At 59.6% G+C, this 23,583-nt stretch carries 18 protein-coding genes; 10 read left to right on the top strand and 8 right to left on the bottom strand.

Annotated features, from left to right (window positions below):
- Positions 1-150: 150 nt before the first annotated feature.
- The 6 genes from ACYCZ5_RS01495 to katG all read left to right on the top strand — a co-directional run bounded on the left by ACYCZ5_RS01495 (position 151) and on the right by katG (position 12,321).
- Positions 151-4,116: an LAGLIDADG family homing endonuclease gene (locus ACYCZ5_RS01495; protein WP_461542992.1), complete on the top strand. Its 3,966-nt coding sequence runs from the start codon at positions 151-153 to the stop codon at positions 4,114-4,116.
- A gap of 77 nt (positions 4,117-4,193) precedes the next feature.
- A complete protein-coding gene (locus ACYCZ5_RS01490; protein WP_461542991.1) occupies positions 4,194-5,030 on the top strand; it encodes a peptidoglycan DD-metalloendopeptidase family protein in 837 nt (278 codons plus the stop codon).
- A gap of 188 nt (positions 5,031-5,218) precedes the next feature.
- The gene (locus ACYCZ5_RS01485) at positions 5,219-8,416 is read left to right on the top strand and encodes an EAL domain-containing protein (RefSeq protein WP_461542990.1); all 3,198 of its coding nucleotides are present in this window, start codon (positions 5,219-5,221) and stop codon (positions 8,414-8,416) included.
- 85 nt (positions 8,417-8,501) lie between these two features.
- Positions 8,502-9,362 carry an HDOD domain-containing protein gene (locus ACYCZ5_RS01480; RefSeq protein WP_461542989.1) on the top strand — a complete coding sequence of 287 codons (861 nt, stop codon included), beginning with the start codon at positions 8,502-8,504 and terminating at the stop codon, positions 9,360-9,362.
- A gap of 19 nt (positions 9,363-9,381) precedes the next feature.
- Positions 9,382-9,912 (top strand): M48 metallopeptidase family protein, encoded by a 531-nt coding sequence (locus tag ACYCZ5_RS01475; protein WP_461542988.1) that lies wholly within the window; start codon positions 9,382-9,384, stop codon positions 9,910-9,912.
- A gap of 213 nt (positions 9,913-10,125) precedes the next feature.
- Positions 10,126-12,321: a catalase/peroxidase HPI gene (katG, locus tag ACYCZ5_RS01470; protein ID WP_461542987.1), complete on the top strand. Its 2,196-nt coding sequence runs from the start codon at positions 10,126-10,128 to the stop codon at positions 12,319-12,321.
- A 183-nt stretch (positions 12,322-12,504) separates the two neighbouring features.
- Here katG and ACYCZ5_RS01465 read toward each other — a convergent pair whose 3' ends face one another.
- The 3 genes from ACYCZ5_RS01465 to ACYCZ5_RS01455 all read right to left on the bottom strand — a co-directional run bounded on the left by ACYCZ5_RS01465 (position 12,505) and on the right by ACYCZ5_RS01455 (position 14,725).
- Complete coding sequence (locus ACYCZ5_RS01465) at positions 12,505-13,074, bottom strand: hypothetical protein (protein ID WP_461542986.1); 570 nt, start codon at positions 13,072-13,074, stop codon at positions 12,505-12,507.
- Between the two features lie 27 nt (positions 13,075-13,101).
- A complete protein-coding gene (locus ACYCZ5_RS01460; RefSeq protein ID WP_461542985.1) occupies positions 13,102-13,608 on the bottom strand; it encodes an outer membrane beta-barrel protein in 507 nt (168 codons plus the stop codon).
- A 394-nt stretch (positions 13,609-14,002) separates the two neighbouring features.
- Entirely contained in the window at positions 14,003-14,725 is a 723-nt protein-coding gene (locus ACYCZ5_RS01455) for a hypothetical protein (RefSeq protein ID WP_461542984.1), read from the bottom strand.
- Positions 14,726-15,576: 851 nt separating this feature from the next.
- On the opposite strand from ACYCZ5_RS01455, the gene ACYCZ5_RS01450 reads away from it, so the two are divergent.
- Complete coding sequence (locus ACYCZ5_RS01450; protein ID WP_461542983.1) at positions 15,577-16,920, top strand: hypothetical protein; 1,344 nt, start codon at positions 15,577-15,579, stop codon at positions 16,918-16,920.
- Positions 16,921-17,114: 194 nt separating this feature from the next.
- Here the strand turns inward: ACYCZ5_RS01450 and dbpA are convergent, their stop codons facing one another.
- Entirely contained in the window at positions 17,115-18,533 is a 1,419-nt protein-coding gene (dbpA, locus tag ACYCZ5_RS01445; protein WP_461542982.1) for an ATP-dependent RNA helicase DbpA, read from the bottom strand.
- A 66-nt stretch (positions 18,534-18,599) separates the two neighbouring features.
- On the opposite strand from dbpA, the gene ACYCZ5_RS01440 reads away from it, so the two are divergent.
- The gene (locus ACYCZ5_RS01440; RefSeq protein ID WP_461542981.1) at positions 18,600-18,965 is read left to right on the top strand and encodes a YajD family HNH nuclease; all 366 of its coding nucleotides are present in this window, start codon (positions 18,600-18,602) and stop codon (positions 18,963-18,965) included.
- 5 nt (positions 18,966-18,970) lie between these two features.
- On the opposite strand, the gene ACYCZ5_RS01435 is transcribed toward ACYCZ5_RS01440, so the two are convergent.
- From ACYCZ5_RS01435 to ACYCZ5_RS01425, 3 genes are read right to left on the bottom strand one after another with little or no spacing between them, the layout of a single operon-like run.
- The gene (locus ACYCZ5_RS01435; protein WP_461542980.1) at positions 18,971-19,756 is read right to left on the bottom strand and encodes a hypothetical protein; all 786 of its coding nucleotides are present in this window, start codon (positions 19,754-19,756) and stop codon (positions 18,971-18,973) included.
- A gap of 15 nt (positions 19,757-19,771) precedes the next feature.
- A complete protein-coding gene (locus tag ACYCZ5_RS01430) occupies positions 19,772-20,083 on the bottom strand; it encodes a hypothetical protein (RefSeq protein ID WP_461542979.1) in 312 nt (103 codons plus the stop codon).
- Between the two features lie 59 nt (positions 20,084-20,142).
- Complete coding sequence (locus tag ACYCZ5_RS01425; RefSeq protein WP_461542978.1) at positions 20,143-20,505, bottom strand: hypothetical protein; 363 nt, start codon at positions 20,503-20,505, stop codon at positions 20,143-20,145.
- Between the two features lie 163 nt (positions 20,506-20,668).
- Here ACYCZ5_RS01425 and ACYCZ5_RS01420 point away from each other — a divergent pair, with 163 nt between their 5' ends.
- Both ACYCZ5_RS01420 and ACYCZ5_RS01415 read left to right on the top strand, forming a co-directional pair.
- Positions 20,669-21,373, top strand: coding sequence for a response regulator (locus tag ACYCZ5_RS01420; protein WP_461542977.1), 705 nt, complete (start codon positions 20,669-20,671; stop codon positions 21,371-21,373).
- A 2-nt stretch (positions 21,374-21,375) separates the two neighbouring features.
- A complete protein-coding gene (locus ACYCZ5_RS01415) occupies positions 21,376-22,710 on the top strand; it encodes an ATP-binding protein (protein WP_461542976.1) in 1,335 nt (444 codons plus the stop codon).
- On the opposite strand, the gene ACYCZ5_RS01410 is transcribed toward ACYCZ5_RS01415, so the two are convergent.
- Positions 22,684-23,580 (bottom strand): AEC family transporter, encoded by an 897-nt coding sequence (locus ACYCZ5_RS01410; RefSeq protein WP_461542975.1) that lies wholly within the window; start codon positions 23,578-23,580, stop codon positions 22,684-22,686. The genes ACYCZ5_RS01415 and ACYCZ5_RS01410 overlap by 27 nt on opposite strands.
- Between the last annotated feature and the right edge of the window lie 3 nt (positions 23,581-23,583).

Raw genomic sequence — 23,583 nt, 5'->3', positions numbered from 1 at the left:
GCTAAATCGCCCTAACATAAACATCAAGTACATTACCGCATCGGCCACAAAATTGCGCCCTGTGTTTGCACGGCATCTGTCCGTATAATTAGCGTCCAGTTCACCCCTTCCCTTCCTTTATAACAAGGGAAACCATCAGAAAGCCCAGAGATGACGCAAGAGATCAGCACCGAAGTCCTCCTCGAAAAATACGCGGAAGCAGACGAAAACACGGTGCAGGACGTGCGCCGCCGCGTGGCGCGCGGGCTGGCGCAGGCCGAGAAACCGGAGCAACGCGCGCAATGGGAAGAGGCTTTCTTCCAGGCGCAGGAAAACGGCTTCGTCCCCGCCGGCCGTATCAATTCCGCCGCCGGACTGAAGATCCAGGCCACGCTCATCAACTGCTTCGTGCAGCCGGTGGGCGACGCCATCTCCGGTTTCAGCGACGGCCGCCCCGGCATCTACGACGCGCTGCAACAGGCGGCCGAGACCATGCGGCGTGGCGGCGGCGTCGGTTACGACTTCTCCACCATCCGCCCAGAAGGCGCGCACGTCAAAGGCACCAACTCGCGCGCTTCCGGCCCCATCTCCTACATGCGTGTGTTCGACCGCTCCTGCGAGACGGTTGAGTCTGCCGGTGCACGTCGCGGCGCACAGATGGGCGTGCTACGTTGCGACCATCCCGACATCGAGAAATTCATCAGCGCCAAGGACAAGGGCGACCTGCGCAACTTCAACATCTCGGTCGGCGTGACCGATGCGTTGATGCAGGCCGTGGAGAAAGACGAGGAGTTCGAACTGGTGCATGCCGCCGAACCCTCCGCAGCGATCAAGGAAGCCGGTGCGACACAACGCGCCGACGGCAAGTGGGTATATCGCAAGGTGCGCGCCACCGACCTGTGGAAACAGATCATCGCCAGCACCTACGACCACGCCGAGCCCGGCGTGCTGTTCATCGACCTGATGAATCGTGACAACAACCTGTCGTATTGCGAAGTGATCGAGGCGACCAACCCTTGCGTTACAGCTGACGCTTGGGTGATGACGAAGGACGGTGCACGACAAGTGCGCGATCTGATCGGGCAACCTTTCGAGGCTGTCGTAGACGGCAAGTGTTATCCCACCGAATCGCAGGGCTTCTTCCTAACCGGCCACAAACCGGTGCTGCGCCTGAACACCACCGAAGGCCACACCCTGCGTCTGACCGCCGACCATCAAGTACTGCGCGTATCCAGGATGACACGCTACGTGCGCGAAACGGAATGGGTCAAAGCGGGTGATCTGATATCCGGTGACCAGATCGTGCTGCACGACCATCGTGCCCTGCATGCATGGGGCGGCGCGCACACCGAAGCCGAGGGTTATCTGATCGGTCTGCTGATCGGCGACGGCACGCTGAAAACCGACAAGGCAGTGTTGAGCGTGTGGGATGCCGCCGCGCTGAAGCAAGCCAACGGTGAAGAGATACAGCCTTCGAACGCTATCGCCAGCGTGATGCTGGCGGCGGAACAGGCCGCGCGCACACTGCCGCACCGTGCCGATTTCAAGGGCTGGCAGCGACCAGTAGACGGACGCGGCGAATTCAGACTGGCGACAGGCGCGTTGCGTTCGCTGGCGTTGCAACTGGGGCTGTCGCCCGGCAACAAACGCTTCACGCCCGCGATGGAGAATGCCTCATCCGATTTCTACCGGGGCGCATTGCGCGGCATGTTCGACGCCGATGGTTCCGTGCAAGGAACGCAGGAGAAAGGTATCAGCGTACGCCTGACGCAGATCGACCTTAGCAACCTGCAGGCCGCACAACGCATGCTGCAACGACTCGGCATCGTGTCCACCATCTATCAGAATCGCCGCCCGGCAGGCATGAAGCTATTGCCCGACGGCAAAGGCAGCGCAAAAGAATATGCATGTCAGGCATTGCACGAACTCATCATCAGCGGCGACAACATCGCGCGCTACGCCGAGCAGATCGGTTTTGCCGACAGCGACAAGATGGACAAGCTCCTGGCATCTCTGGCGAATTATCAGCGCAAGCAGAATGCGGAACGCTTCGTCGCGACGGTTGCCGCATTACAAGATGATGGCGTGGAAGATGTGTACGACGTGACCGTAGCCGAGGTGCATGCCTTCGATGCCAACGGTCTGTATGTGCACAACTGCGCTGAGCAACCCCTCCCACCTTACGGCTGCTGCTGCCTCGGCTCCATCGACCTGACGCGCATGGTGAAGAATCCGTTCACGAATCATGCGGGCTTCGATCACGAGCCGTTCAAGCATCTGGTGCGCACCTCGATCCGCATGCTGGACAATGTGCTGGATGTGACCGCTTGGCCCTTGCCGGAGCAGCAGGAAGAAGCACGCAGCAAGCGACGTGTCGGTCTGGGTTTCACCGGGCTGGGCGATGCGCTGGCGATGCTTGGACTGCGTTACGACACGGACGAAGCACGAAATTTCGCCGCCGACATCACTCGCATCATGCGCGACGAGGCCTATGCCACCTCGGTCGATCTAGCCATCGAACGCGGCGCGTTCCCGCTGCTGGATGCGGACAAATATCTGGACGCACCGCGCTTCGCTTCGCGCCTGCCGGACGAGTTGAAGAACAAGATACGCAAGCACGGCCTGCGCAACAGCCACCTGCTCTCCATCGCGCCCACCGGCACCATCTCGCTGGCCTTCGCCGACAACGCCTCGAACGGCATCGAGCCGCCGTTCTCCTGGTTCTACACGCGCAAGAAGCGCATGCCGGACGGCACCACCAAAGACTATTCGGTGGAAGACCACGCCTGGCGTCTGTACAAGAAACTGGGCGGTGACACGGACAAGCTGCCGCCCGCTTTCGTCACCGCGCTGGAGATCAGCGCCATCGATCACATGAAGATGGTGGCCGCCGTCGCGCCCTACATCGACACCTCGATCAGCAAGACGGTGAACGTGCCGGCCGACTATCCCTACGAGGATTTCAAGGACCTGTACACCGAAGCCTGGAAGGCCGGACTGAAAGGTCTGGCGACCTATCGTCCCAACAGCGTGCTGGGTTCGGTGCTGTCGGTCACACCAGAGAAGAAGACCGAAGAACAGCCGCAGGATTTCGTGTTCGACCAGGACCGCCGCATCGTGCTGGAATCCGCACCAGAACCTGCGTTGGCCTCGCTGCGCTGGCCGGGCCGTCCCGAACTGCCCGCCGGCAGCGAGGGCTGGGTGTCGCAAGTCGTCAAACACCCGCTCGGCAGCTTCGTGGCCTTCGTGTCGCACACTACGAATGGCTGCAACCATCCGTTCGAGGTGTGGGTGAACGGGTCCGAGCAGCCGCGTGGTCTGGGTGCGCTGGCGAAATCGCTGTCGATGGACATGCGCACGCGCGACCCGGTGTGGATACGCATGAAACTGGAGATGCTGATGAAGTCGGCGGGCGACGACGGCTTCGACATGGCGATGCCGCCGGACGGCGAAGTGAAACGCATGCCCAGCCTGGTGGCCGCCTTCGCGCACCTGCTGAAATACCGCATCGAACAACTGGGCGCGCTGGAAGTGTGCGACGGCGCGACCACGCCGATGATGGATGCATTGTTCGCCAAGAAGGAACCAAAGACCGGCGTGGACGGCACCATGAGCTGGACGGTGGACATCTCCAACGCGGGCAGCGGCGACGACTTCGTGCTGGGCCTGAAAGAACTGGTGCTGCCAGACGGCCAGCGTCGCCCGTATTCGATGTGGCTGTCCGGCGTGTATCCGCGCGCACTGGACGGACTGTGCAAGGTGCTCAGCTTGGACATGCGCGTAATCGACCCGGCCTGGATCGGCATGAAACTGCGCAAGCTGCTCAACTTCGGCGAGCCGCTGGGCGATTTCATGGCGCGCGTGCCGGGCGGCAACAAGATGGAAAGCTATCCGTCGACCGTCTCGTATGTCGCCAAGCTCATCATCCACCGCTACGCCATGCTCGGTGTGCTGGACGAACACGGTTATCCGGTGCAGCAGATGGGCGTGCTGGAGATCCCCGAAGGCCAGCTCAAACCCACCGCCATCCGCACGATCACCGGCAAGCTCTGCAAGGAATGCGGCAACGCCACGCTGATCAAGAAGGACGGCTGCGAGTTCTGCACCAGTTGCGGCGCGATTGGGGCGTGCGGTTGACCTGAAAGAAATTCACTGTTGAACGTGCCGCCTGAGTGCGGTACGTTCCAACCACGCACTACACGAATGCCACAACCATGAACCGTCTCTGCCTCAAACTTTTCCTGCTGTACCTCGCTCTGCCCCTGAACGCACACGCCGCCCTGCCACAGGCATCGAACGTACCCGGCGGCGTCGCGCTCGTCCCATTGGGCAGCGTCGTTGCAAATGCGCAGACGCCGCAGGCTTGGCTGGGCCAACAGCCCATCCTCGTGACCGCTGACAAAGGCAAATGGTATGCCGTGGTCGGCCTGCCGCTGGACATGAAACCGGGCACGCATGTGCTGCAGGTCAAACGCAACGAAGCCGCGCAGAAACTCACCTTCAAGGTCAGGCCCAAGCGTTATCCCGAGCAGCGCATCACGCTGAAGGATAAAAGCAAGGTGGAACTCTCGCCGGAAGACGAAGCGCGCGCCATCGGCGAGATCGCACGCATCAAGCAGCTCAAGTTGCACTGGCAGCCGAGTCCCAACACCGACACCACCTTCATCCAGCCCGCCCAAGGCAGGCTGTCCGGCCATTTCGGCCTGCGCCGCATCTTCAACGGCCAACCGCGCGCGCCGCACGCCGGCATAGACGTGGCCGTCCCGACAGGCACCGAGGTCGTCGCCAGCTCGCCAGGCAAGGTACTCGCCGTCGACGACTATTTCTTCAACGGCAAGACAGTGTTCCTCGACCACGGCAACGGCCTGCTCACCATGTACTGCCATCTGGACCGCATCGACGTCGCCACAGATCTGACGGTGAGCAAAGGACAGCAGATCGGCCTTTCCGGCAAGACAGGCCGCGCCACCGGTCCGCATCTGCACTGGAGCGTGATCCTCAACGGGGCGATGGTCGACCCCAAACTGTTTCTGCCAACGCAGCTGGAATAAAGCCCCCCGCCCCAGATAGACCTCATGGAACGTGGGGCTGATGGTGTAAACTTCGTGCAGTACCACACTATTAAAGACGCGGGCAGTCAACGACCGGATCGCGCCGAACCGGAGAGAGAGTAAGCTTCATGTCATGCAATCCATTGCGGCCGGCACGCATGTGCCAACGCCTATAGACGCGGGGTGCCATGATCCCATCCGTCTCATCTGAACACGCTGGCCATTCCGGTGTCGCCCGTGCGCTGACCTGGCGCTACGCCATTGCGCTCACGCTGGTGGCGACGCTGTCGACGGCAGCTTGGATCAGCCTCGACCTAGTGATTACCGAGCAGAAGAGCACGGCGGCGGTGGTCAACGTGAGCGGACGCCAGCGCATGCTGAGCCAGCGCACCGCGCTGTTCTCCAACCTGCTGGCGGATGCGCGCAAGAACGAGCGTCCGGCTTTCCGTGCCAAATTGCAGGAAGCCATCGACCTGATGGACGTCTCGCACCGTGGTCTGATCCACGGCGATGCACAGATGGGTCTACCCGGCATCCTGTCACCGACCGTGCAGGCCATGTATTTCGACGGCCCCGATGCGCTGGACACGCAAGTACAGACCTATATCAAGGCTGTGCGCGACCTTCTGCAGCTGAGCGAGGCCGAGCTCAGCCACGACCATCCGCTGCTGCAATACATCACCCGTACCGCGCCCGGCCCACTGGTCAGCGCGCTGGACGACATGGTGCAGCAGTACCAGGAAGAAGGCGAAGCGTCGATCGCCCGGTTGAAACAGGCGGAGACAGTGTTCTGGGTGATCACCCTGCTGCTACTGCTGTTTGAAGCCGCGCTCATCTTCCATCCCTTCACCCGCCACGTCCGCAGCATCATCGGCGAGTTGCAGCAAGTGACAGACCAATTGCGCCTGCACCAGGAACACCTGGAACACTTGGTGCGTCGGCGCACGCAGGAACTTGAGCTCAGGAGCGAGGAACTGGCCGAGAGCGAGGAGAAGTTCCGCCTGATCAGCACCTTCGCCAAGGACGCCATCGTGATCGTCGGCCCGGACGAACAGATCATCTACTGGAACCCCGCCGCCGAGGATATCTTCGGCCATACGGCGGACCAAGCGATGGGCAAGAACCTGCACTTACTGCTGACGCCCGAGATCTACAGGGACAAGGCACACGGCGGCTTCAGCCTCTTCCGCCACAGCGGCGAGGGCAACATCATCGGCAGCACGTTCGAGATCAGCGCACTGCGCAAGAGCGGCGAGGAGTTCCCGGTCGAGCTGTCGATCTCCGCCTTCCGCTTGCAGGATAGCTGGCATGCGCTGGGCCTGATCCGCGACATCACCGAACGCAAGCAGGCGGAAACCGCGCTGCACCAGCAAAAGCAGTTCCTGGACGACATCATCAACAGCCTGCCCGGCATCTTCTACATGCTCGATGACGCCGGCAACTTCGTGCGGGTGAACCCGCTGTTCCTGCAGGTGACCGGCTACTCGCAGCGGGAGATCGAAGGTATGACGGCGCTGGATCTGTTCGAGGGCGACGACCAATCCCTGATCGCCCAGCGCATGCAGGATGTGTTCCGCAACGGTTCCGCCTCGGCTGAAGCGGAACTCGTGCTCAAATCTGGACACAAGATCCCCTACTACTTCACCGGTCACCTCAGCCGCAGCGACGGCCATTCCTATCTGGTCGGCATCGGTACCGACATCACCGAGCGCAAGCGCTCGGAAGATGCGTTGCGCATCACCGCCAGTGTGTTCGACAACAGCCAAGAGGCCATCATGATCACCGATGCCGACAACAACATCGTCGACGTCAATCCGGCCTTCGTCGACATCACCGGCCACTGCCGCGAGGAAGTGCTGGGGCTCAATCCGCGCCTGCTCAGCTCCGGCCACCACGACCGCGACTTCTACGCCGGCATGTGGCAGTCACTGCAGCAGAACAAGGCTTGGCGCGGCGAAATATGGAACCGGCGCAAATCGGGCGAGATCTACGTGGAACTGCTGTCCATCTCGGCCATCTGCGACAGCGAAGACAAGGTGCAGCGCTATGTCGGCGTGTTCTCCGACATCAGCCACCTGAAGGCACACGAGGCCGAGCTCAGCCGCATCGCGCATTACGACGCGCTGACCGGCATCCCCAACCGGGTGCTGCTGGCCGACCGTATGAAACAGGCCATCGCGCAGACCGCGCGCGAGCAGAACATGGTCGCCGTCTGCTATCTCGACCTGGACGGCTTCAAGCACATCAACGACACGCTGGGGCACGACGCCGGCGACCAGGTACTGGTCGAGATCGCCCGCCGCATCGGCGCCACCCTGCGCGGCGGCGACACCGTGGCGCGCTTGGGCGGCGACGAGTTCGTAGTGGTATTGCTCGGACTGGAGAGAGGCGAGGAATGCATGGCGACGCTGGAACGCCTGCTGTCCGCCATCGCCGAACCCATGCTGATCAAGGAGCAATCACTGGCGCTGAGCACCAGCATCGGCGTCAGCCTCTACCCGCTGGACGACGAGGACCCGGACACGCTGCTGCGCCATGCCGACCAAGCCATGTACGTCGCCAAGCAGTCGGGCAAGAACCGTTTCCACATCTACGATGCCGCGCTGGACGTGCGCACGCGCAACCAGCATGCCTTCCTCAACAACATCCGCGAGGCACTGCAACTGCAGCAGTTCGAATTGCACTACCAGCCCAAGATCGACCTGCACACGCGCCAACTAGCCGGCGCCGAAGCGTTGATCCGCTGGCGTCACCCGACGCGCGGCCTGCTGTTCCCGGCAGAGTTCCTGCGCCCCATCGAAAACACCGAACTCGACATCGAGATCGGCGACTGGGTGATAGCCAGCGCGCTGGCCCAACTCGACCGCTGGCGCCAGGACCGGCTGGACATAGAAGTCAGCATCAACATCTCGGCCCACCACCTGGAGTCGCGCGATTTCGCCGACAAGCTACAACGCCAGTTGGCGCGCCATCCCGGACTGCCGCAGGGCAGGCTGCAGATCGAGGTACTGGAGACGGCGGCGCTGAACGACATCGCCACCGTGCGCGACGTGATCGAGGCCTGCCGCAAGTTCGGCGTGCGTTTCGCGCTGGACGATTTCGGCACCGGTTACTCCTCGCTGTCCTATCTGAGCAGGCTGCCGGTGGACGTGCTGAAGATCGACCAGTCCTTCGTGCACGACATGCTGGAAGACAAGGGCGATCTGGCCATCGTGCAGGGCATCATCGGGCTGGCACACGCTTTCGAGCGACAGATCGTGGCCGAAGGCATCGAGACCGAGGCGCAATACCGCGCCCTGCTCGACATGGGTTGCGGCCACGGCCAAGGGTATTTGATCGCGCGCCCGATGCCGGCCGCGGAGCTGCGCCGCTGGAGCTTCGTATGATGGCCGCCCTCAACATCGTCACGGCACGCACCGATCACGCAGACCGTACGCGCCTGCACATGCCTGCTGCCGGAAAGGTGCATACATGAAAGCCTCCCCCACCCTGCGCCAGACTCTGGAACGCATCGGCTCGCTGCCGCCCATCCCGCTGGTCGCGCAACGCATCCTGTCGCTGAAGATCAACACCGACGAAGGCGAGCGCGCCCTGCTGCAACTGATCGAACGGGATCCACCCATCCTGGCCAAGGTGATCGGCCTCGCCAACTCGCCGCTGTTCGGCACCAGCCGCAAGATCCTCAGCCTGCACGATGCGACGGCGATACTCGGCAACAAGCGGGTGAAAATGGTCGCGCTGAGCTTCGCCATGATGGCGGCCATGTCGCGCAAGGCAGGCAGCCATCTGGATGCACACAAATTGTGGCAGCACAGCCTGTCGGTCGCGCTGACCATGGACACACTGGCGCGCATGATGCCGCGCGAACTGCGCCCGGCGGACGATGAGATCTATCTTGCCGGGCTGCTGCACGACATCGGCTTCCTGGTGCTGGATTACCTGGACACTGACCTCAGCAACCGTTTCCACGCGCGTCTGGCCGATGCATCCGACCGCACGGTGGAAGAGATCGAAACCGAGATGCTGGAGACCAGCCACGGTGAGCTGGGGGCAGAACTGGCGCGGCACTGGAACCTGCCGGAATCCATCATCACCGTGCTGCGCTACCACCATACCCCGGAAGACCCGCATGCCGCCGCTGGACAGCCACTGGTCAGCATGGCCTGCATGGCGGAGAAACTGCTGCCCACCTTCGGTATCGTGGAGCCGGTCATGCTGGAAATAGACGACAGCGCTTGGCTGGCACTAGGTATCGACCCGGCACATGCAGAGGAAGCCAGAGCGCGTGTACTGGAACACGCGCAGGAAGTCGCGGCCTCAACCCACCTCTGACAGCGAGCCAACCTGCTTCATGCGCCCCCAGCAGCAGCCCGATTACCTTGCCGGCTACCCCGCTCCGCTGGTCGAACAAGTGCGGCAACTGATCGCGCAGGGAAAGCTAGCCGATCTGCTGCGCACGAAATATCCCGACTCACATGATGTCCGCACCGACAAGGCGCTATACGACTACGTTCAGCAACTCAAGAACGCGTACATGCGCAACACCGGACAAATGAGCAAAGTGATGTTCGACAGCAAGCTGCATGTACTGCGCAACGCACTCGGCACGCACACCACCCACTCACGTGTGCAGGGCTTGAACCTCAAGGCGAAAAAAGAGATACGCATCGCATCCTTGTTCAAGGACGCCCCGCCCGAATTCCTGCGCATGATCGTCGTACACGAACTCGCACACATGAAACAGCGCGAGCACGACAAGGCGTTCTACCAACTTTGCATGCACATGGAACCGGACTACGGACAACTCGAGTTCGACCTGCGGGTGTATTTGACTTATCGCGACGCGGGCGGTGCCGGTCTCTGGGGTGTCGTTGCTCCCTAGGACGCAAGGCTGCAAACGGCGTCACGACGCCGCGCCATCCAGCGCTTCCCGCAGTGTATGAGCAGTGCCCCCGCAGTCGCTCTGCCGACAAGGCGGCAGATTCGTGCAATAAATAAAACCAATGGCGCACATATACAGAACCAATTAGCCAGCTTGCAGTTCGCGTCCTATACTGGCCCCGTAATCCTATCCTGCCACCGAAAGGAGAACGCCATGTCGACCGAACAACAATGCCCATTCCACGGCCACCCCCGCAGCAGCACCGTCGCAGGTTCGCGAACCAATGCAAACTGGTGGCCCGAGCAACTCAAGCTGGACATCCTGCACCAGCATTCCTCGTTATCCGATCCCATGGGCGAGGATTTCGATTATGCGAAGGCATTCAACAGTCTCGATCTGAAGGCGGTGAAACAGGACCTGCTGGCGCTGATGACCGATTCTCAGGACTGGTGGCCGGCGGACTTCGGCCACTACGGCCCCTTGTTCATCCGCATGGCGTGGCACAGCGCGGGCACATACCGCATCGGCGACGGGCGCGGCGGCGCGGGCACCGGCAACCAGCGTTTCGCCCCGCTCAACAGTTGGCCCGACAACGTCAACCTCGACAAGGCGCGCCGTCTGCTGTGGCCGGTCAAACAGAAATACGGCCGCAAGATCTCGTGGGCCGACCTGATGATCCTCGCCGGCAACGTCGCGCTGGAATCGATGGGCTTCAAGACCTTCGGTTTCGGTGGCGGGCGCAAAGATATCTGGGAACCGGAAGACGACATCTACTGGGGTGCCGAGGGAAAGTGGCTGGCGGACGAACGCTACAGCGGCGAACGCGACCTTGAGAATCCTCTCGCCGCCGTGCAGATGGGCCTGATCTACGTGAACCCGGAAGGCCCGAACGGCAAGCCCGACCCGCTCGCCGCCGCCACCGACATCCGCGAGACCTTCGCGCGCATGGCGATGAACGACGAAGAGACGGTGGCGCTCATCGTCGGCGGCCACAGCTTCGGCAAGACGCACGGCGCGGGCGACGCGACGCTGCTGGGTCCGGAGCCGGAAGCGGCCGAAATCGAAGAGCAAGGGCTGGGCTGGCACAGCAGCTTCGGCAGCGGCAAGGGCGGCGACACCATCTCCAGCGGACTGGAAGTGATCTGGTCCAACACACCGACGCAATGGAGCAACAGCTTCCTGCAGAACCTGTTCGGCTACGAGTGGGAGCTGACCAAGAGCCCAGCCGGCGCACAACAGTGGACACCCAAGGATGGCGCGGGTGCTGGCACCGTACCGGATGCGCACGACCCGTCGAAGAAGCACGCACCAGCCATGCTCACCACCGACCTCTCGCTGCGCGTCGATCCCGCCTACGAGAAGATCGCGCGGCGCTTCTATGAACATCCCGACCAGCTCGCGGACACGTTCGCGCGCGCATGGTTCAAATTAACGCACCGCGACATGGGGCCGCGTGCGCGTTACCTCGGCCCGGAGGTGCCTGCGGAAGATCTCATCTGGCAAGACCCCGTCCCCGCCGTCGACCACAAGCTGATCGACGCGCAGGACATCGCAGACCTCAAGGGCAAGCTGCTCGCATCAGGACTGTCCATCCCGCAACTGGTCGCGACCGCCTGGGCCTCGGCCTCGACCTTCCGCGGCTCCGACCTGCGCGGTGGGGCGAACGGCGCGCGCATCCGCCTCGCACCGCAAAAGGACTGGGAAGCCAACCAGCCGGCGCAACTGGCGCATGTGCTCAAGACATTGCAAGGCATACAGCAGGCATTCAACAACGCGCAGCGCGGCGGCAAGAAAGTGTCGCTGGCCGACCTGATCGTGCTGGGCGGCTGTGCCGCCGTCGAAGCTGCCGCGAAGAAAGCAGGCGTCGAGGTGCAAGTCCCTTTCACGCTGGGACGCACGGATGCGACGCAGGAACAGACCGATGTGAATGCGTTCGCCGTGCTGGAACCGAAAGCCGACGGCTTCCGCAACTACGTGCGCAAGGGACTCGAAGATATGGCACCCGAAATGCTGGTGGACAAGGCGCAACTGCTGACGCTGACCGCGCCCGAGATGACCGTGCTGATCGGCGGCCTGCGCGTGCTGAACGCGAACGTCGACCAGTCGAAACACGGCGTGTTCACCACGCGGCCCGAAACGCTGAGCAACGACTTCTTCGTAAACCTGCTCAACATGCACACCAAGTGGCAGAAATCCGCCACATCGACCAGCGTGCTGGAAGGCCGAGACCGCACAACTGGTGAACTAAAATGGACGGGCACCCTCGTCGACCTCGTGTTCGGCTCTAACGCCCAGTTGCGCGCACTGGCGGAAGTCTATGCCAGCAGCGACGCGCAGCAGAAATTCGTACACGATTTCGTGGTGGCATGGGACAAGGTGATGAATCTGGATCGCTTCGATCAGGCGTAAGCCGGAAGGATCAATAACCAGGGGACTGTCCCAAGCGAAAGTTTGAGCTGCGAACTTTAGCAGTCTCCTCGTCGGCCATAGCGGACATCCCATAATGCATTGGACTCTGGCAACTTTGCTGAGCAAAGCAGACGTCAATGATTAATATGGACTGGCTTTAGAAAGTGAAGTTTGAATGAGTTGTTAGATATTGCTCGCGTCACCATTGAGTCGCCGACTAAGGAACTTTCCGGTAACTCCATTTAGCTCGCTTCTATCAAAGAGCTTACCTGTGAACTCAAAATCCAGATCTATTTGAACGATGAGCAATTGCTCAAAGTCTCCTTGACTCTTGACGAGTACACGGTCGTTCGTTTTCTCAGGCGAGATAGTCTTTACCTCAACAAGCTTTCCGGAAATTGTGCCGTCAGAACCGGCCGTGTGTGTCCCATGACGGCGAAGACCGAACTTGATCTCCGCGTAAATCTCACCGAGCTCCCCCCATACTTGTAAGTACCTGCCGGTGTTCTCGAAGTGTCGTTTAGCGCAATCAATTAGATCGTAAAAAATTTCTGTTTGCTCTAAGGTGCTAAAAGGATATCCATCTCTGCTCTGAAAGGGTTTTACTGGCTCATCTTCAAGCTGAGCATCGACCCATTCTTTGCTTATGCATTCCCATTCCCACGGCGCTGCGCCAGAGCCGGCGGCATCAGCTATTTCCTCTGAGCTATAGCCCCGCTCGTTCATCTCATAAAGAAAATCCCAATCGCTCATGAGAGTTACTTGAGGGGGGCTCTTTAGTTAAAACAGGTAGCTAAAACCAACAGACAGCATAGAAACGCGCGCTTCAGTTACATTCCCTGTTTTAAAAGAAGTACCTTCAATTCGCATCGACCATTCGTCATCAATTCTATATGCACCACCAATACCATAAGCTACACCAGACTTCGAAAAGCTTGGTGTCAACTTGGTAGTTACTTTGGAGGCTCCAATTTTAGTGATGAAGGAGAAGCGACTTTCTTTGCTGAACTCGCGGATGTTCCAATATTTCACAGCAAAAATGCTTGTTGCCGATGCGCTAGCTAGTGCCGGCAGCTGTCCCAAGTTGGTATTGCCAGCCTCAATCCCCCAATTGTTGGATACCTGGTAGCCCACAAAGAATTGATTAGATTCAGGCTGCGGTGCGCTGGTTTGTGATTGCCCTAAAGCGCCATAGATATAGAGTCCAGAGTTGTCGCTAGCAAAAGACGGCATTGCGAAGAACAGTGCTGCAGTTGAAGCAAACGCCATTACGTTCTTAAGTTTCACTTTGTAATTCCCTGTATAGAATGAGTTAGTGGAATGTACAGCAACTATAGTTGTTTAATCAATGAGTACGACTAAACCATAGGTGCGCTTCTTATAAGAACTAATCACAATGACCGCCATTGATTGGAAGCGGACTAAATCAGCTATTCATTCAGACGACCTTGGCCGATGACCCGCCAGGACGGCAGCTCGGCCTAAACAGTCAGCCCAAGCACGTCATGACAGCGGCTGCTTTACCTGCATTTCCGGACACCATCATCCTTACTATTTTTTCATTCGCCACACCATGTGGCACATGGCCGGTGGCGCGGTACTGGCGCGCAGAGAACAGAGACAGACAAGGTGCGATTTTTCACATTGAATGCATCCATTACCATTCAGCTTCTACGCAGCACTACTTAACGTTGTTCGCCAATGAAGCTTTGAGTTGTTCATTGATCTTTCCATCGAGCGCGGCATTTCCCAGCAAGGCTAGATGAATCGCATTGCTACCTTTTAGTGCGAGCATTTCCTGCTGCGTAACAGTGAGCCCGGGATTACGTGCGATGTTTTCCATGAGTTCAGCATCGCCACTTGCGATCAGCTTTGCCTGCAAGTGTTCCGGCAGACCGGGGTTGCACGCCAGCCCAATCGTGATTTCACGCAAATTGCAGTTGGATAGCGGAATCATGATCGACTCGGGTAAGGAGGGATTTCTGGCTAACGCCGCTATAACCTCAATATCTACTAAGTGGGCCAGTTGATTCAGCATTTCCTCTGTCAGAGCTGGATTGCTAGCCAGTGGTATCAATGTCAAGAGCCGCCTTGGTTTAAGTTCACTACTGAATATCCGGAGCAGCGGCTGGCACGCGGGATCAAGCTTTGGATTGGCTGCCAATGCTTCCCTGAGTTCAGGGATATTTCCTTCAGCGAAAATTCTCTGTATGGAAGGCAGTAGTAAAGGATTGCTTGCCAGCGCGCACTTCACCGTTAAGCTGCCGTTCGCCGCCAGGTGAGCTTGCTGCTTGTATCTAATGGCCGGGTTACTGGCTAACGAGAGCAATTCACTCTCATCGTGGACGAGGCTTTGTGCTGATGCAATGGATTGTGCGAAAGGTTGATTCGTTTGGGTATGCATAGCTACTCCTTTGAACTCGGTGGTTTTTCAACCTGAGAGATCTTCTCATCATCTAATGTAATCAGACCACTTAACCTACCAAAGCTGACATCAACGTTCTAATTGAAGGGCAGCCCACTTGTGGGCTGCCCCTCTCGAATGCAGGGTTGCGTGATTTAGCTCACGGTAGCTACTGTGCCCGCCGAAACGGCTGCTCCAGTAGCTGCACCTGCACAAGCAACAACGGCTGTGCCAGCTGCCATTCCGCCGCCACCAGCGACAGTTAAGGCACCACCGCCAATAGCTGCCAGCGATGCGTTAGTCAAAGCGACACCGGACAGTGTGCTGATTGCGGTTCCCGTCGTGGCGGTTGCCCCAAGAAGTCCTGCCCCACCTGCAGCGGCTGCAATCGGCCCAGCAACTGCGAAAGCTGCACCACCAGTTGCGAGGGTCACTGCTGCCACAGTGATACATTTGCCCGGGTGTTCCATAACGAAATCAACAGCTGGTAAAAAATAACTATCCCAAAGTCCCATGAAATTCTCCTTAAAAAAACAATAAAAAAACACCTATCGATCGCTGCATCGAAGCCGGCAGGACAACCCCGCCAGACTTCCTGCGCCATACTAGCGAGCCGGAGCAAGAAACAAAATTGGGAAATTCACCGTACCTTTTTCCACACTGTTTGGTTGAGCTCAAGCGCAATTCTGGATTGAGGTAACGTGGTGAAGTGCTGGTGTGCTGGGGGCTGAAAGTATGAGGACTGTTACCAGTTTAGGGGGGGGCGACGCTTCACTAATGCCTCGCTGACAGCTATTGGCGGTGGTTCGATCACAGTCGCAGGTGGTAGCATAGCTGCTGGTACAACCGTCATGGCAGAGACAGGCGCAGCCGTCGGGGCTGTGGCTTCGGGCGGTGGGCTGCCCTTACGTCTGATCGTGCCTCATCGGGGGCGTAACAAATTACTGATAAATGCATGGACGTCGCGGTGCGCCGTCCGTTTTTTCTTGGGGAAGAAATTGGGGCGTATTCCTTCATGCCAAACTGCGGCGATCGATGTTCTGGATCGGCTACTTTTCAACCAGATACTGGTGTTCTGCGCGTATAGCGAAATTGAGCGGGATTGGCTCACGCGAATTATGAATGGCGTTATCAACGCAGTTCGCGAGGCAGGCGCGACGGGCCTCCAAAAGGAATGCCTGAAGCATGGCGTCTTGTGTCTCATGGAAATTCTCCTGTCCGATGACATAGACAAGCTCCAGGCAACGGGGTTAGCTCAAATCAAACACCCGGAAGGTCTAAGCGAAGAAGAAGTAAGGCGTTGCAGAAACTATACACGCGATTATTTTCTGGCATGTGTCATGGCTGTTTTGAAAAAAGCTCACGGAAATTCAATGGAGCCGGCGTATCAGATCGCGGCAAATCTCGCGGAATTGTTTCGCCAAGCTCCTTCCACGGTACGATACCGCTTAACAGAGCGCTGCTTGGTCTATGAATTCCAGCAGGCGCCGCTCGATTGCCTCAGCTGGCTGGCAAAGTCAGAGGTCATCCGCAGTAGTAAATATCCGCCGGACAAGCTGGCAGAGTTACAGGGAGAGGCGGTTTTTGCTCGAATCGGCTTGCTGTGCGAATTTGAAACGCTCCGAAACTACATCGGCCGGTTAACCAATACAGGAAATATCGCCGACATTGCGCTGGAGAATAGCGCAGGCAAGCTATCCGAGGGCGCGAAAACGTTACTGCTCACGCAGAAAAGCCTAATCGACAAGCAAATCCAACTCGACTCGCTAAGAAACACGTTTCTATTCTTCGACACCGAAAGGTTGCGCGATAAGGCCTATATCATAGGGTTTTATACTAATGCTAGTCAGTTTTGCACACATTTCCGTATCGTTAAAGGCACATTGGCAGGCCGGCTTGGTGCGATAGGCGCCGTGATGGTAGAAATTGACCAATCTCGGCATCACACAAAAACGCTGTACAACGAACTCGACAACAATGGAACGATTACCGATGATGTTGCTATGGGCCTTCTAAAACGAGGCTTCACAATAAATGGCCGCACACTGTATGACCGCCATCGAGTCCTTTTAGAGAAGGTATTAAGGCAGGTGCGGACGTATTACCAGATGCTCAATGCAAATGGGGTGGCCATCAGCACCCAATTTGAAGACCATTATTACTATGGTGTCGTTACAAATAGCGTTGATTTATAGACTGTACGCAATGCTGAAAGGCCACCTCTGAAAGCATGGATGACCAATCAGGGGCAGGAGAATGACTTCGCTGAAGATGTAATCAAACGTTCGACACCAAACAACGTCCGAAGGCTGGTATGTAGCCCATTGCTGCCTATCTGGGCTCGAAACCCCAGAGTCTGCTTTGGCCGAGCAGCAGCCCCTCTAATACCTCAATCCTCCAGCGCCCTCACCTTCACCGACTTGCCCTTCACCTTGCCCGCGTTCAGTCGCTTCACTGCTTCGCGCGCGATGTCGCGGGTGACGGCGACGTAGGTTGACATGTCGGTGACAGTGATCTTGCCGACTTGTTCGCGGGTGTAGCCCGCTTCACCGGTGAGTGCACCCAGCACGTCGCCGGGGCGCATCTTTTCCTTGCGGCCGCCGAGTATCTGTAGCGTGACCATGGGCGGCACCAGCGGGTCGTTGTGTTCGCGCTGCAGTTTGTCCAGTTCTTCCCACTCGGGTTCGATGCCCATCATCTTGGCGATGTTGGAGACGCGGCTCATCTCGGCGGGGCTAACCAGATTGAGCGCCCAGCCTTCTGCGTCGGCGCGGCCGGTGCGGCCGATGCGGTGGATGTGGACTTCGGGATCGGGGGTGACGTCGACATTGATGACGGCTTCCAGTTGCGCGATGTCCAGCCCGCGCGCGGCGACGTCGGTGGCGACCAGCACCGAGCAACTGCGGTTGGCGAACTGGATCAGCACCTGGTCACGCTCGCGCTGCTCCATGTCGCCGTTCAGTGTGAGTGCGTGGATGCCCTCGGCCTGCAGCACGTCGAGCAGGTCGCGGCATTGTTGTTTGGTGTTGCAGAAGGCCAGCGTGCTGACCGGGCGGTAATGCTTGAGCAAGGCGGCGACGGCAGGCAGGCGAGTCTCGTGGCGTATCTCATAGAAACGCTGACGGATCTTGTTCTCGTCGTGCTGTTCGACCAGTTTCACTTCCTGCGGCTGGTGCATGAACTGGCGCGCCAGTTTGGTGACACCGTCCGGATAGGTGGCGGAGAACATCATGGTCTGGCGACGGTCGGGGCAGCGCTTCGCCACGAATGCGATGTAGTCGTAGAAGCCCATGTCCAGCATGCGGTCGGCTTCGTCCAGCACCAGCGTGTTGATCGCGTTCAGTTCCAGCGTGCCGCGCTCGATGTGGTCCATGATGCGGCCCGGCGTGCCGACCACGATGTGTGCGCCGAAGCCCAGACTCTCGCGCTGCGGGCGCATGGTGCTGCCGCCGACCAGCGTGAGGATCTTGATGCTGTGCATGTAGCGCGCCAGACGGCGCAGCTCCTGCGTGACCTGGTCGGCCAATTCGCGCGTGGGGCACAGCACCATGGCTTGCACACCCATGTGCTTGGGATTGAGCTTGGTCAGCAACGGCAGACCGAAGGCGGCGGTCTTGCCGCTGCCGGTCTTAGCTTGTGCGATCAGATCTTGGCCGGCCAGGGTGATGGGCAGGCTCTCGGCCTGGATCGGCGTCATGGTGAGGTAGCCGAGCTGCTGCAGGTTGTCCAGCATGGCAGACGGCAGTTTCAGTGTGTTGAAAGCGGGACCGGTGGCGGTCGGGGTGGTGGTTTGGCTTGTTTTGGTCATGCGCGATTATCCTCGTCTGCAGCGTTGGCTGCTATAGTTCTTCCAACATTTAACCGGTGAACCGCCATGCCCAAGCACACCACACCTGACCATGCCCGCTTAGACCGTGTCGTGGCCGATGCACGCAAGCAACGTGAACAACGCGAAGCGGGTTACCGCGAACGCGCGCTCAAGATCTATCCGCACATCTGCGGGCGCTGCGGACGGGAATTCGAGGGGCAACGGTTGCGCGAGTTGACGGTGCACCACCGCGACCACAACCACGACAACAATCCGCCGGATGGCAGCAACTGGGAGTTGTTATGCCTTTACTGTCACGACAACGAGCATTCGCGCGTGATGGATGAGGTGGTGCGCGATCGCAAGGAGAGCGGCCCTGCAACGGCCACGCACAACCCCTTTGCCGACCTGAAGGCGTTGCTCAAAAAGTAAACCGATCAGAATCCGCTCGACAGCGACACGCCGTAGCCGGTGTCCGGGCTGCCATCTGACAGACCTTTCATGACAAAGGCGCGCAAGGTGATGTCATCGCCGACCTGCGTCGCGGCATACAGCGACAACTCTTTCTGCGCATAACCGGTGGCCGAGGCTTGCTGCGCGTACCAGTATTCCGTGCCGATGTTCGATTCATCGCTCAGCAGATAATCGAGACCGGCCGAGCCATAAGCGGCGTTATCCAGCGGCACCGTGGCTGTACTGCCCAGCTTTTCATAACCCAGCATCAGGCTGGGGGTGAAGTCACCGAAGGCGGCCCAAGTGGAAGCCTGCACGGCATAGTCGTTCTCACCGCTGCCGAACTTGGTGCTGGCTGTGCCAAACTTGATGCGCGTCGCCACATCCAGACCGGCATCGCCTTCCTCGCTGCGCAACAGGCCGTAGCTGGCGAAGGCGACCACATCGCCCAAGCCGCTGCTGGTGGTGCGCGTCGTGGTGGTCGTTGTCGTGGTCGTCACGGAACCGCGTCTGCCGCCGCGACTGCCGCTGACCAGCACACTGCCGTCGCCGGTGACGAACAGATAGGGCACACTCAGTTTCACCGACCAATCGTCCGTCGCATAGCGCAGGGACACCGGGATCGAGGTGGTGTCCGTGGTGCTGGTGCCGCCGTATTTGCCGGAGCTGCGTTCCAGCCCGACACTCATCGCCAGATAGCTGTCGTCCTCGGCCCAGACACTGCCGCTCATCGCCAGCAGTATCGCTGCCGGAAATATCCATTGTTTCATCGTCTCTCTCCTGTTTCAGCGGCCACGGCCGCCGGTCCGGCCCATCGCACCACCGCCTCCCGCACGTTCCTGCCGGGAATGATAGCCTTGGCCGTAGCCATTGCCGGTGTTGCGACGTGTCGTCGTTGCTGCTGCTTCGTCCTTGTTTTCTGCCTGCTGCGCCGCTTCCATCTGTTCGCGGACGCGTGCACGGTAGGCATCATATTCTTCCTGCGTCATCTCACTGGGAGCCGTTGGCAAAGATGCATCTTCACTCGCCTGCACCGGGGCGCTCGCCGACAGGGCTAACAACAGTGAGGCGAAGAGAGATGCATAACGGATGTTCATTTAATACTCCTGGAAAAATGGCGCGAACCGCTCTTTCAGCAGTTCGCGCGCTTTCGTGATCAGCGGCCCATACCCATACCACCGCTCTGGCTACCGCGTTGCGAGCCGGCACCGGAGCCGTCGCGCAACATGGTACCGTTACCTGAACCTTGTTTGGTCGCAGACTTGTTCTTCTTCTGCTCAGCTTTTGCTTTCTGCTTCTCGGCGCGCAGGGCCGCACGTTGCTCATCGGTCATCTCTTCCTGCTTCTGCAGGCGGTATTGCTCGCGCTGCTCGGCAGTCATGCCGGCTGTCTCTTTAAGATGCTGGGCGCGGATCTCTTCGCGGGTCTGCACCTGTGCCTCTTCGGCGGCGTAGGCGTTGCCGATGCCGGCCAGGGCCAAAGCGAGCAGGCTGTTCAGCAAGATTGTGGTGGTTTTCATGATGTTCTCCTTGGTTGTTGGAAGATCAGAGCGTTCTCTGATGGCTGCATGGTGCGCGCCAGCCGTTACCCGACGATTTCCGATATGCAACAGTTTGTAACAGAGTGTTACCGCGCAGATCCCGCCCCTGCCCTGCGCCATCTGCTTCGGTTATAGTGGACACATGGAAAGCAGACACATACTGGTGGTAGACGATGATGCCGGCCTGCGCGAGCTGTTGCAGGAATATCTCTCCGCGCAGGGCTTGCAGGTGGCGACCGTGGCCGACGGTGTGCAGATGGACGCGCATCTGGCGCAGCATCCGGTCGATCTGCTGATCCTCGATCTGATGCTGCCCGGCGAAGACGGCCTGTCACTAGCGCGCCGCCTGCGCACGCGCAGCAGCCTGCCCATCATCATGCTCTCCGCGCGCGGCGAGGATGTGGATCGCATCGTGGGACTGGAAGTGGGGGCGGACGATTATCTGGCCAAGCCGTTCAACCCGCGTGAATTGCTGGCACGCATCCGCGCCCTGCTGCGCCGCAACGAGCAGGGACAACTTAAGCAGGACGAGAACAACGTGCGCCGTTTCGGGCCGTTCAGCATGGACGTGGATGCGCGTGTACTGCATAAGAATGATCTGACCGTACAACTCACTGCCGGCGAATTCAATCTGCTGCGTATCTTCGCCGAGCACCCCAACCGCGTACTCGGGCGCGACAACCTGATGGACATGCTCAAAGGCTATGAACGCTCGCCATTCGACCGCAGCATCGATGTGCGCGTGACGCGCCTGCGGCGCAAGATCGAGGACGATCCGAACGCGCCGGTGTTCATCCGCACCGTGTGGGGAGAAGGCTATCTGTTCTCGCCCAACGGCACGAACTAGCGATGGCCGCGCGCGACAGACCGCATTCCCTGTTCTACGGCACGGTACGCACGGTGGCCGCCGCGCTGCTGGTGTTCCAGATATTCCTCATCGCCGCCACGGTGCATTACGTCATGCTGCCTATGGCAAAACGCAGCGCGGACGATCTGGCGTCACTGCTGATCCTGTCTGCCAAGACATGGGTGGAGCTGCCGCCCGAGACACGCAAGGATTTCGAGCTGGAACTGATCCGCGAACATCAGTTCATGTTGTTCGAGGATGTCTCACCGCTGGCGGAACGCACTATCCCGCTGCCCTATCTCGCACTGCTGGACGATGCGCTGTCGGCCCGTCTGGGCGAGGCGGTGTCGGTGAAGATGACCGACCTCGACACCACCTGGTTCTGGGCGGACATCCCAGCCGGCGGCAAACTGATACGCATCGGTTTCCCCAAGTCGCGCCTGCATACCGACCCGCCCACGATGCTGTTGCTCGCGCTGATAGCCACCGTGTTGCTCAGCCTGCTCACTGCATACATCCTGGCGCGCCGCATCACGCGGCCGCTGGCGCACTTCTCGCAAGCCGCGCGACGCATCGGCGCAGGCAACATCCCCGAAGATATGCCGGAGAATCGTGTACAGGAATTGACCGAACTTGCCGCCACCTTCAACCAGATGGCGCTGCAAGTGCGCGAACTGCTGGCCAACCGCACCACGCTGCTGGCCGGTATCTCGCACGATTTGCGCACACCGCTGGCACGCATGCTTCTGGCAGTCGAGATGTTGCCCGACAACAGCGACACAAAGACCGTCGAACGTCTGCGCCGCGACATCGAAGACATGAATGGATTGATCGGCGAGTTCCTGACGTTGAGCCGTGACCTGCAACAGGAAGCAGCGGAGAAGATCGAACTGGAAGAGATGCTGCGCGAGATGGCGGAAGAGAAGCACGCACAAGGCGCACAAGTCGCCTGCCATGTGCAGCCCGGCCTGACAGTACGCGCCGGTCCGCTCGCGCTGCATCGCGTGCTGCAGAACCTGCTCGGCAACGCCTTGCGTTACAGCGAAGGCAAGCCGGTGCAGATCGAAGCGCAACAGAAAGAAAACGAAGCAGTGATCGAGATACTGGATCGCGGCCCCGGCATCCCGCCGCATGAGATGGAAAAAGTGTTCCGCCCGTTCTACCGCATCGAATCCTCGCGCAACGCGGATACCGGCGGTAGCGGACTGGGACTGGCCATCGTGCAGCAGTTGTGTACGGCCAACGGTTGGCAGGTCGCGCTGCATGCGCGCGACGGCGGCGGCACGGTGGCCGAACTCAGATTACCGCTGTCAGAAGCCCAGCAGGAAAAGCCATAAGGGCAGCGTCAGCGCGGCCAGCAAGGTGCTCAACACCACCTGCGCCGCGATGGTGTCGCCGTCACCACCCATGCGCGTCGCCAGCACATAGGCCATGGTGGAAACAGGCAGCGCGGCCATCAGCACCGGGATATTGAAATACACACCCTGCAGCCCGAACAGCGTCGCCAATCCCCAGGCGATGGCTGGCAGCAGCAGCAATTTCACCAGCACGCCGTACCACAGTGTGCCGCGCTGCTGATGCAGCCCCTTCAGGCGCAGTGCAGAACCGACTGCGATCAGACCCATCGGCAACGATGCCTGCGACAACAGACCGAGTGTCGTATTCAACATGGCGGGCAGGTGTAGCCCGCTCAGGCTGAACGCGATGCCGCCTGCCGTGGCGATGATCAAGGGGTTGAGCATGATCTCGCGCAACCAGTGGCTCTCGCTATGGCGCGCCAGCATCAGCACGCTGGCGACATTGGCGATGGGCACCATGAAACCCATCAGCAAACCGATGGCGGCCAGGCCGGTCGGGCCGTGCAGACTGCCCGCGATGGACAGACCGACATAGCTATTGAAGCGGAACGTGGATTGGAAAGTGGCGGCGTAAACCTTGGGCGGTGCATGGAACAAGGGTTTCGCCAGCAGCCCGAGCAGGATACCTGCGCCCATGTACAAGATCGCCACCCCCATCATCGGTGCCGCCGTCCCCAGATCGATGGTGAAGTGCGACAGCGTGTGGAACAACAGCGCGGGAAAGAACACGTAGTAGATGAGGCGGTCGAGCTGCGGCCAGAATTCGTCGCGCAGACCGAACCAACGGCGCATCGCAGCGCCGACCAGGATCAACAGAAAGATAGGGACGATAATCTGCGCGACGGTCATGGC

The sequence above is a fragment of the Sideroxydans sp. genome (genome assembly GCF_054604835.1).
Note: the sequence above shows the minus strand (reverse complement) of the source record. Positions and strands in the feature narration are given on the sequence as shown.

Coding starts and splice junctions, on each gene's coding strand:
- ACYCZ5_RS01495 (WP_461542992.1), top strand. CDS start 151: ATGACGCAAGAGATCAGCACCGAAGTCCTCCTCGAAAAATACGCGGAA.
- ACYCZ5_RS01490 (WP_461542991.1), top strand. CDS start 4,194: ATGAACCGTCTCTGCCTCAAACTTTTCCTGCTGTACCTCGCTCTGCCC.
- ACYCZ5_RS01485 (WP_461542990.1), top strand. CDS start 5,219: ATGATCCCATCCGTCTCATCTGAACACGCTGGCCATTCCGGTGTCGCC.
- ACYCZ5_RS01480 (WP_461542989.1), top strand. CDS start 8,502: ATGAAAGCCTCCCCCACCCTGCGCCAGACTCTGGAACGCATCGGCTCG.
- ACYCZ5_RS01475 (WP_461542988.1), top strand. CDS start 9,382: ATGCGCCCCCAGCAGCAGCCCGATTACCTTGCCGGCTACCCCGCTCCG.
- katG (WP_461542987.1), top strand. CDS start 10,126: ATGTCGACCGAACAACAATGCCCATTCCACGGCCACCCCCGCAGCAGC.
- ACYCZ5_RS01465 (WP_461542986.1), bottom strand. CDS start 13,074: ATGAGCGATTGGGATTTTCTTTATGAGATGAACGAGCGGGGCTATAGC.
- ACYCZ5_RS01455 (WP_461542984.1), bottom strand. CDS start 14,725: ATGCATACCCAAACGAATCAACCTTTCGCACAATCCATTGCATCAGCA.
- ACYCZ5_RS01450 (WP_461542983.1), top strand. CDS start 15,577: ATGGCAGAGACAGGCGCAGCCGTCGGGGCTGTGGCTTCGGGCGGTGGG.
- dbpA (WP_461542982.1), bottom strand. CDS start 18,533: ATGACCAAAACAAGCCAAACCACCACCCCGACCGCCACCGGTCCCGCT.
- ACYCZ5_RS01440 (WP_461542981.1), top strand. CDS start 18,600: ATGCCCAAGCACACCACACCTGACCATGCCCGCTTAGACCGTGTCGTG.
- ACYCZ5_RS01435 (WP_461542980.1), bottom strand. CDS start 19,756: ATGAAACAATGGATATTTCCGGCAGCGATACTGCTGGCGATGAGCGGC.
- ACYCZ5_RS01430 (WP_461542979.1), bottom strand. CDS start 20,083: ATGAACATCCGTTATGCATCTCTCTTCGCCTCACTGTTGTTAGCCCTG.
- ACYCZ5_RS01425 (WP_461542978.1), bottom strand. CDS start 20,505: ATGAAAACCACCACAATCTTGCTGAACAGCCTGCTCGCTTTGGCCCTG.
- ACYCZ5_RS01420 (WP_461542977.1), top strand. CDS start 20,669: ATGGAAAGCAGACACATACTGGTGGTAGACGATGATGCCGGCCTGCGC.
- ACYCZ5_RS01415 (WP_461542976.1), top strand. CDS start 21,376: ATGGCCGCGCGCGACAGACCGCATTCCCTGTTCTACGGCACGGTACGC.
- ACYCZ5_RS01410 (WP_461542975.1), bottom strand. CDS start 23,580: ATGACCGTCGCGCAGATTATCGTCCCTATCTTTCTGTTGATCCTGGTC.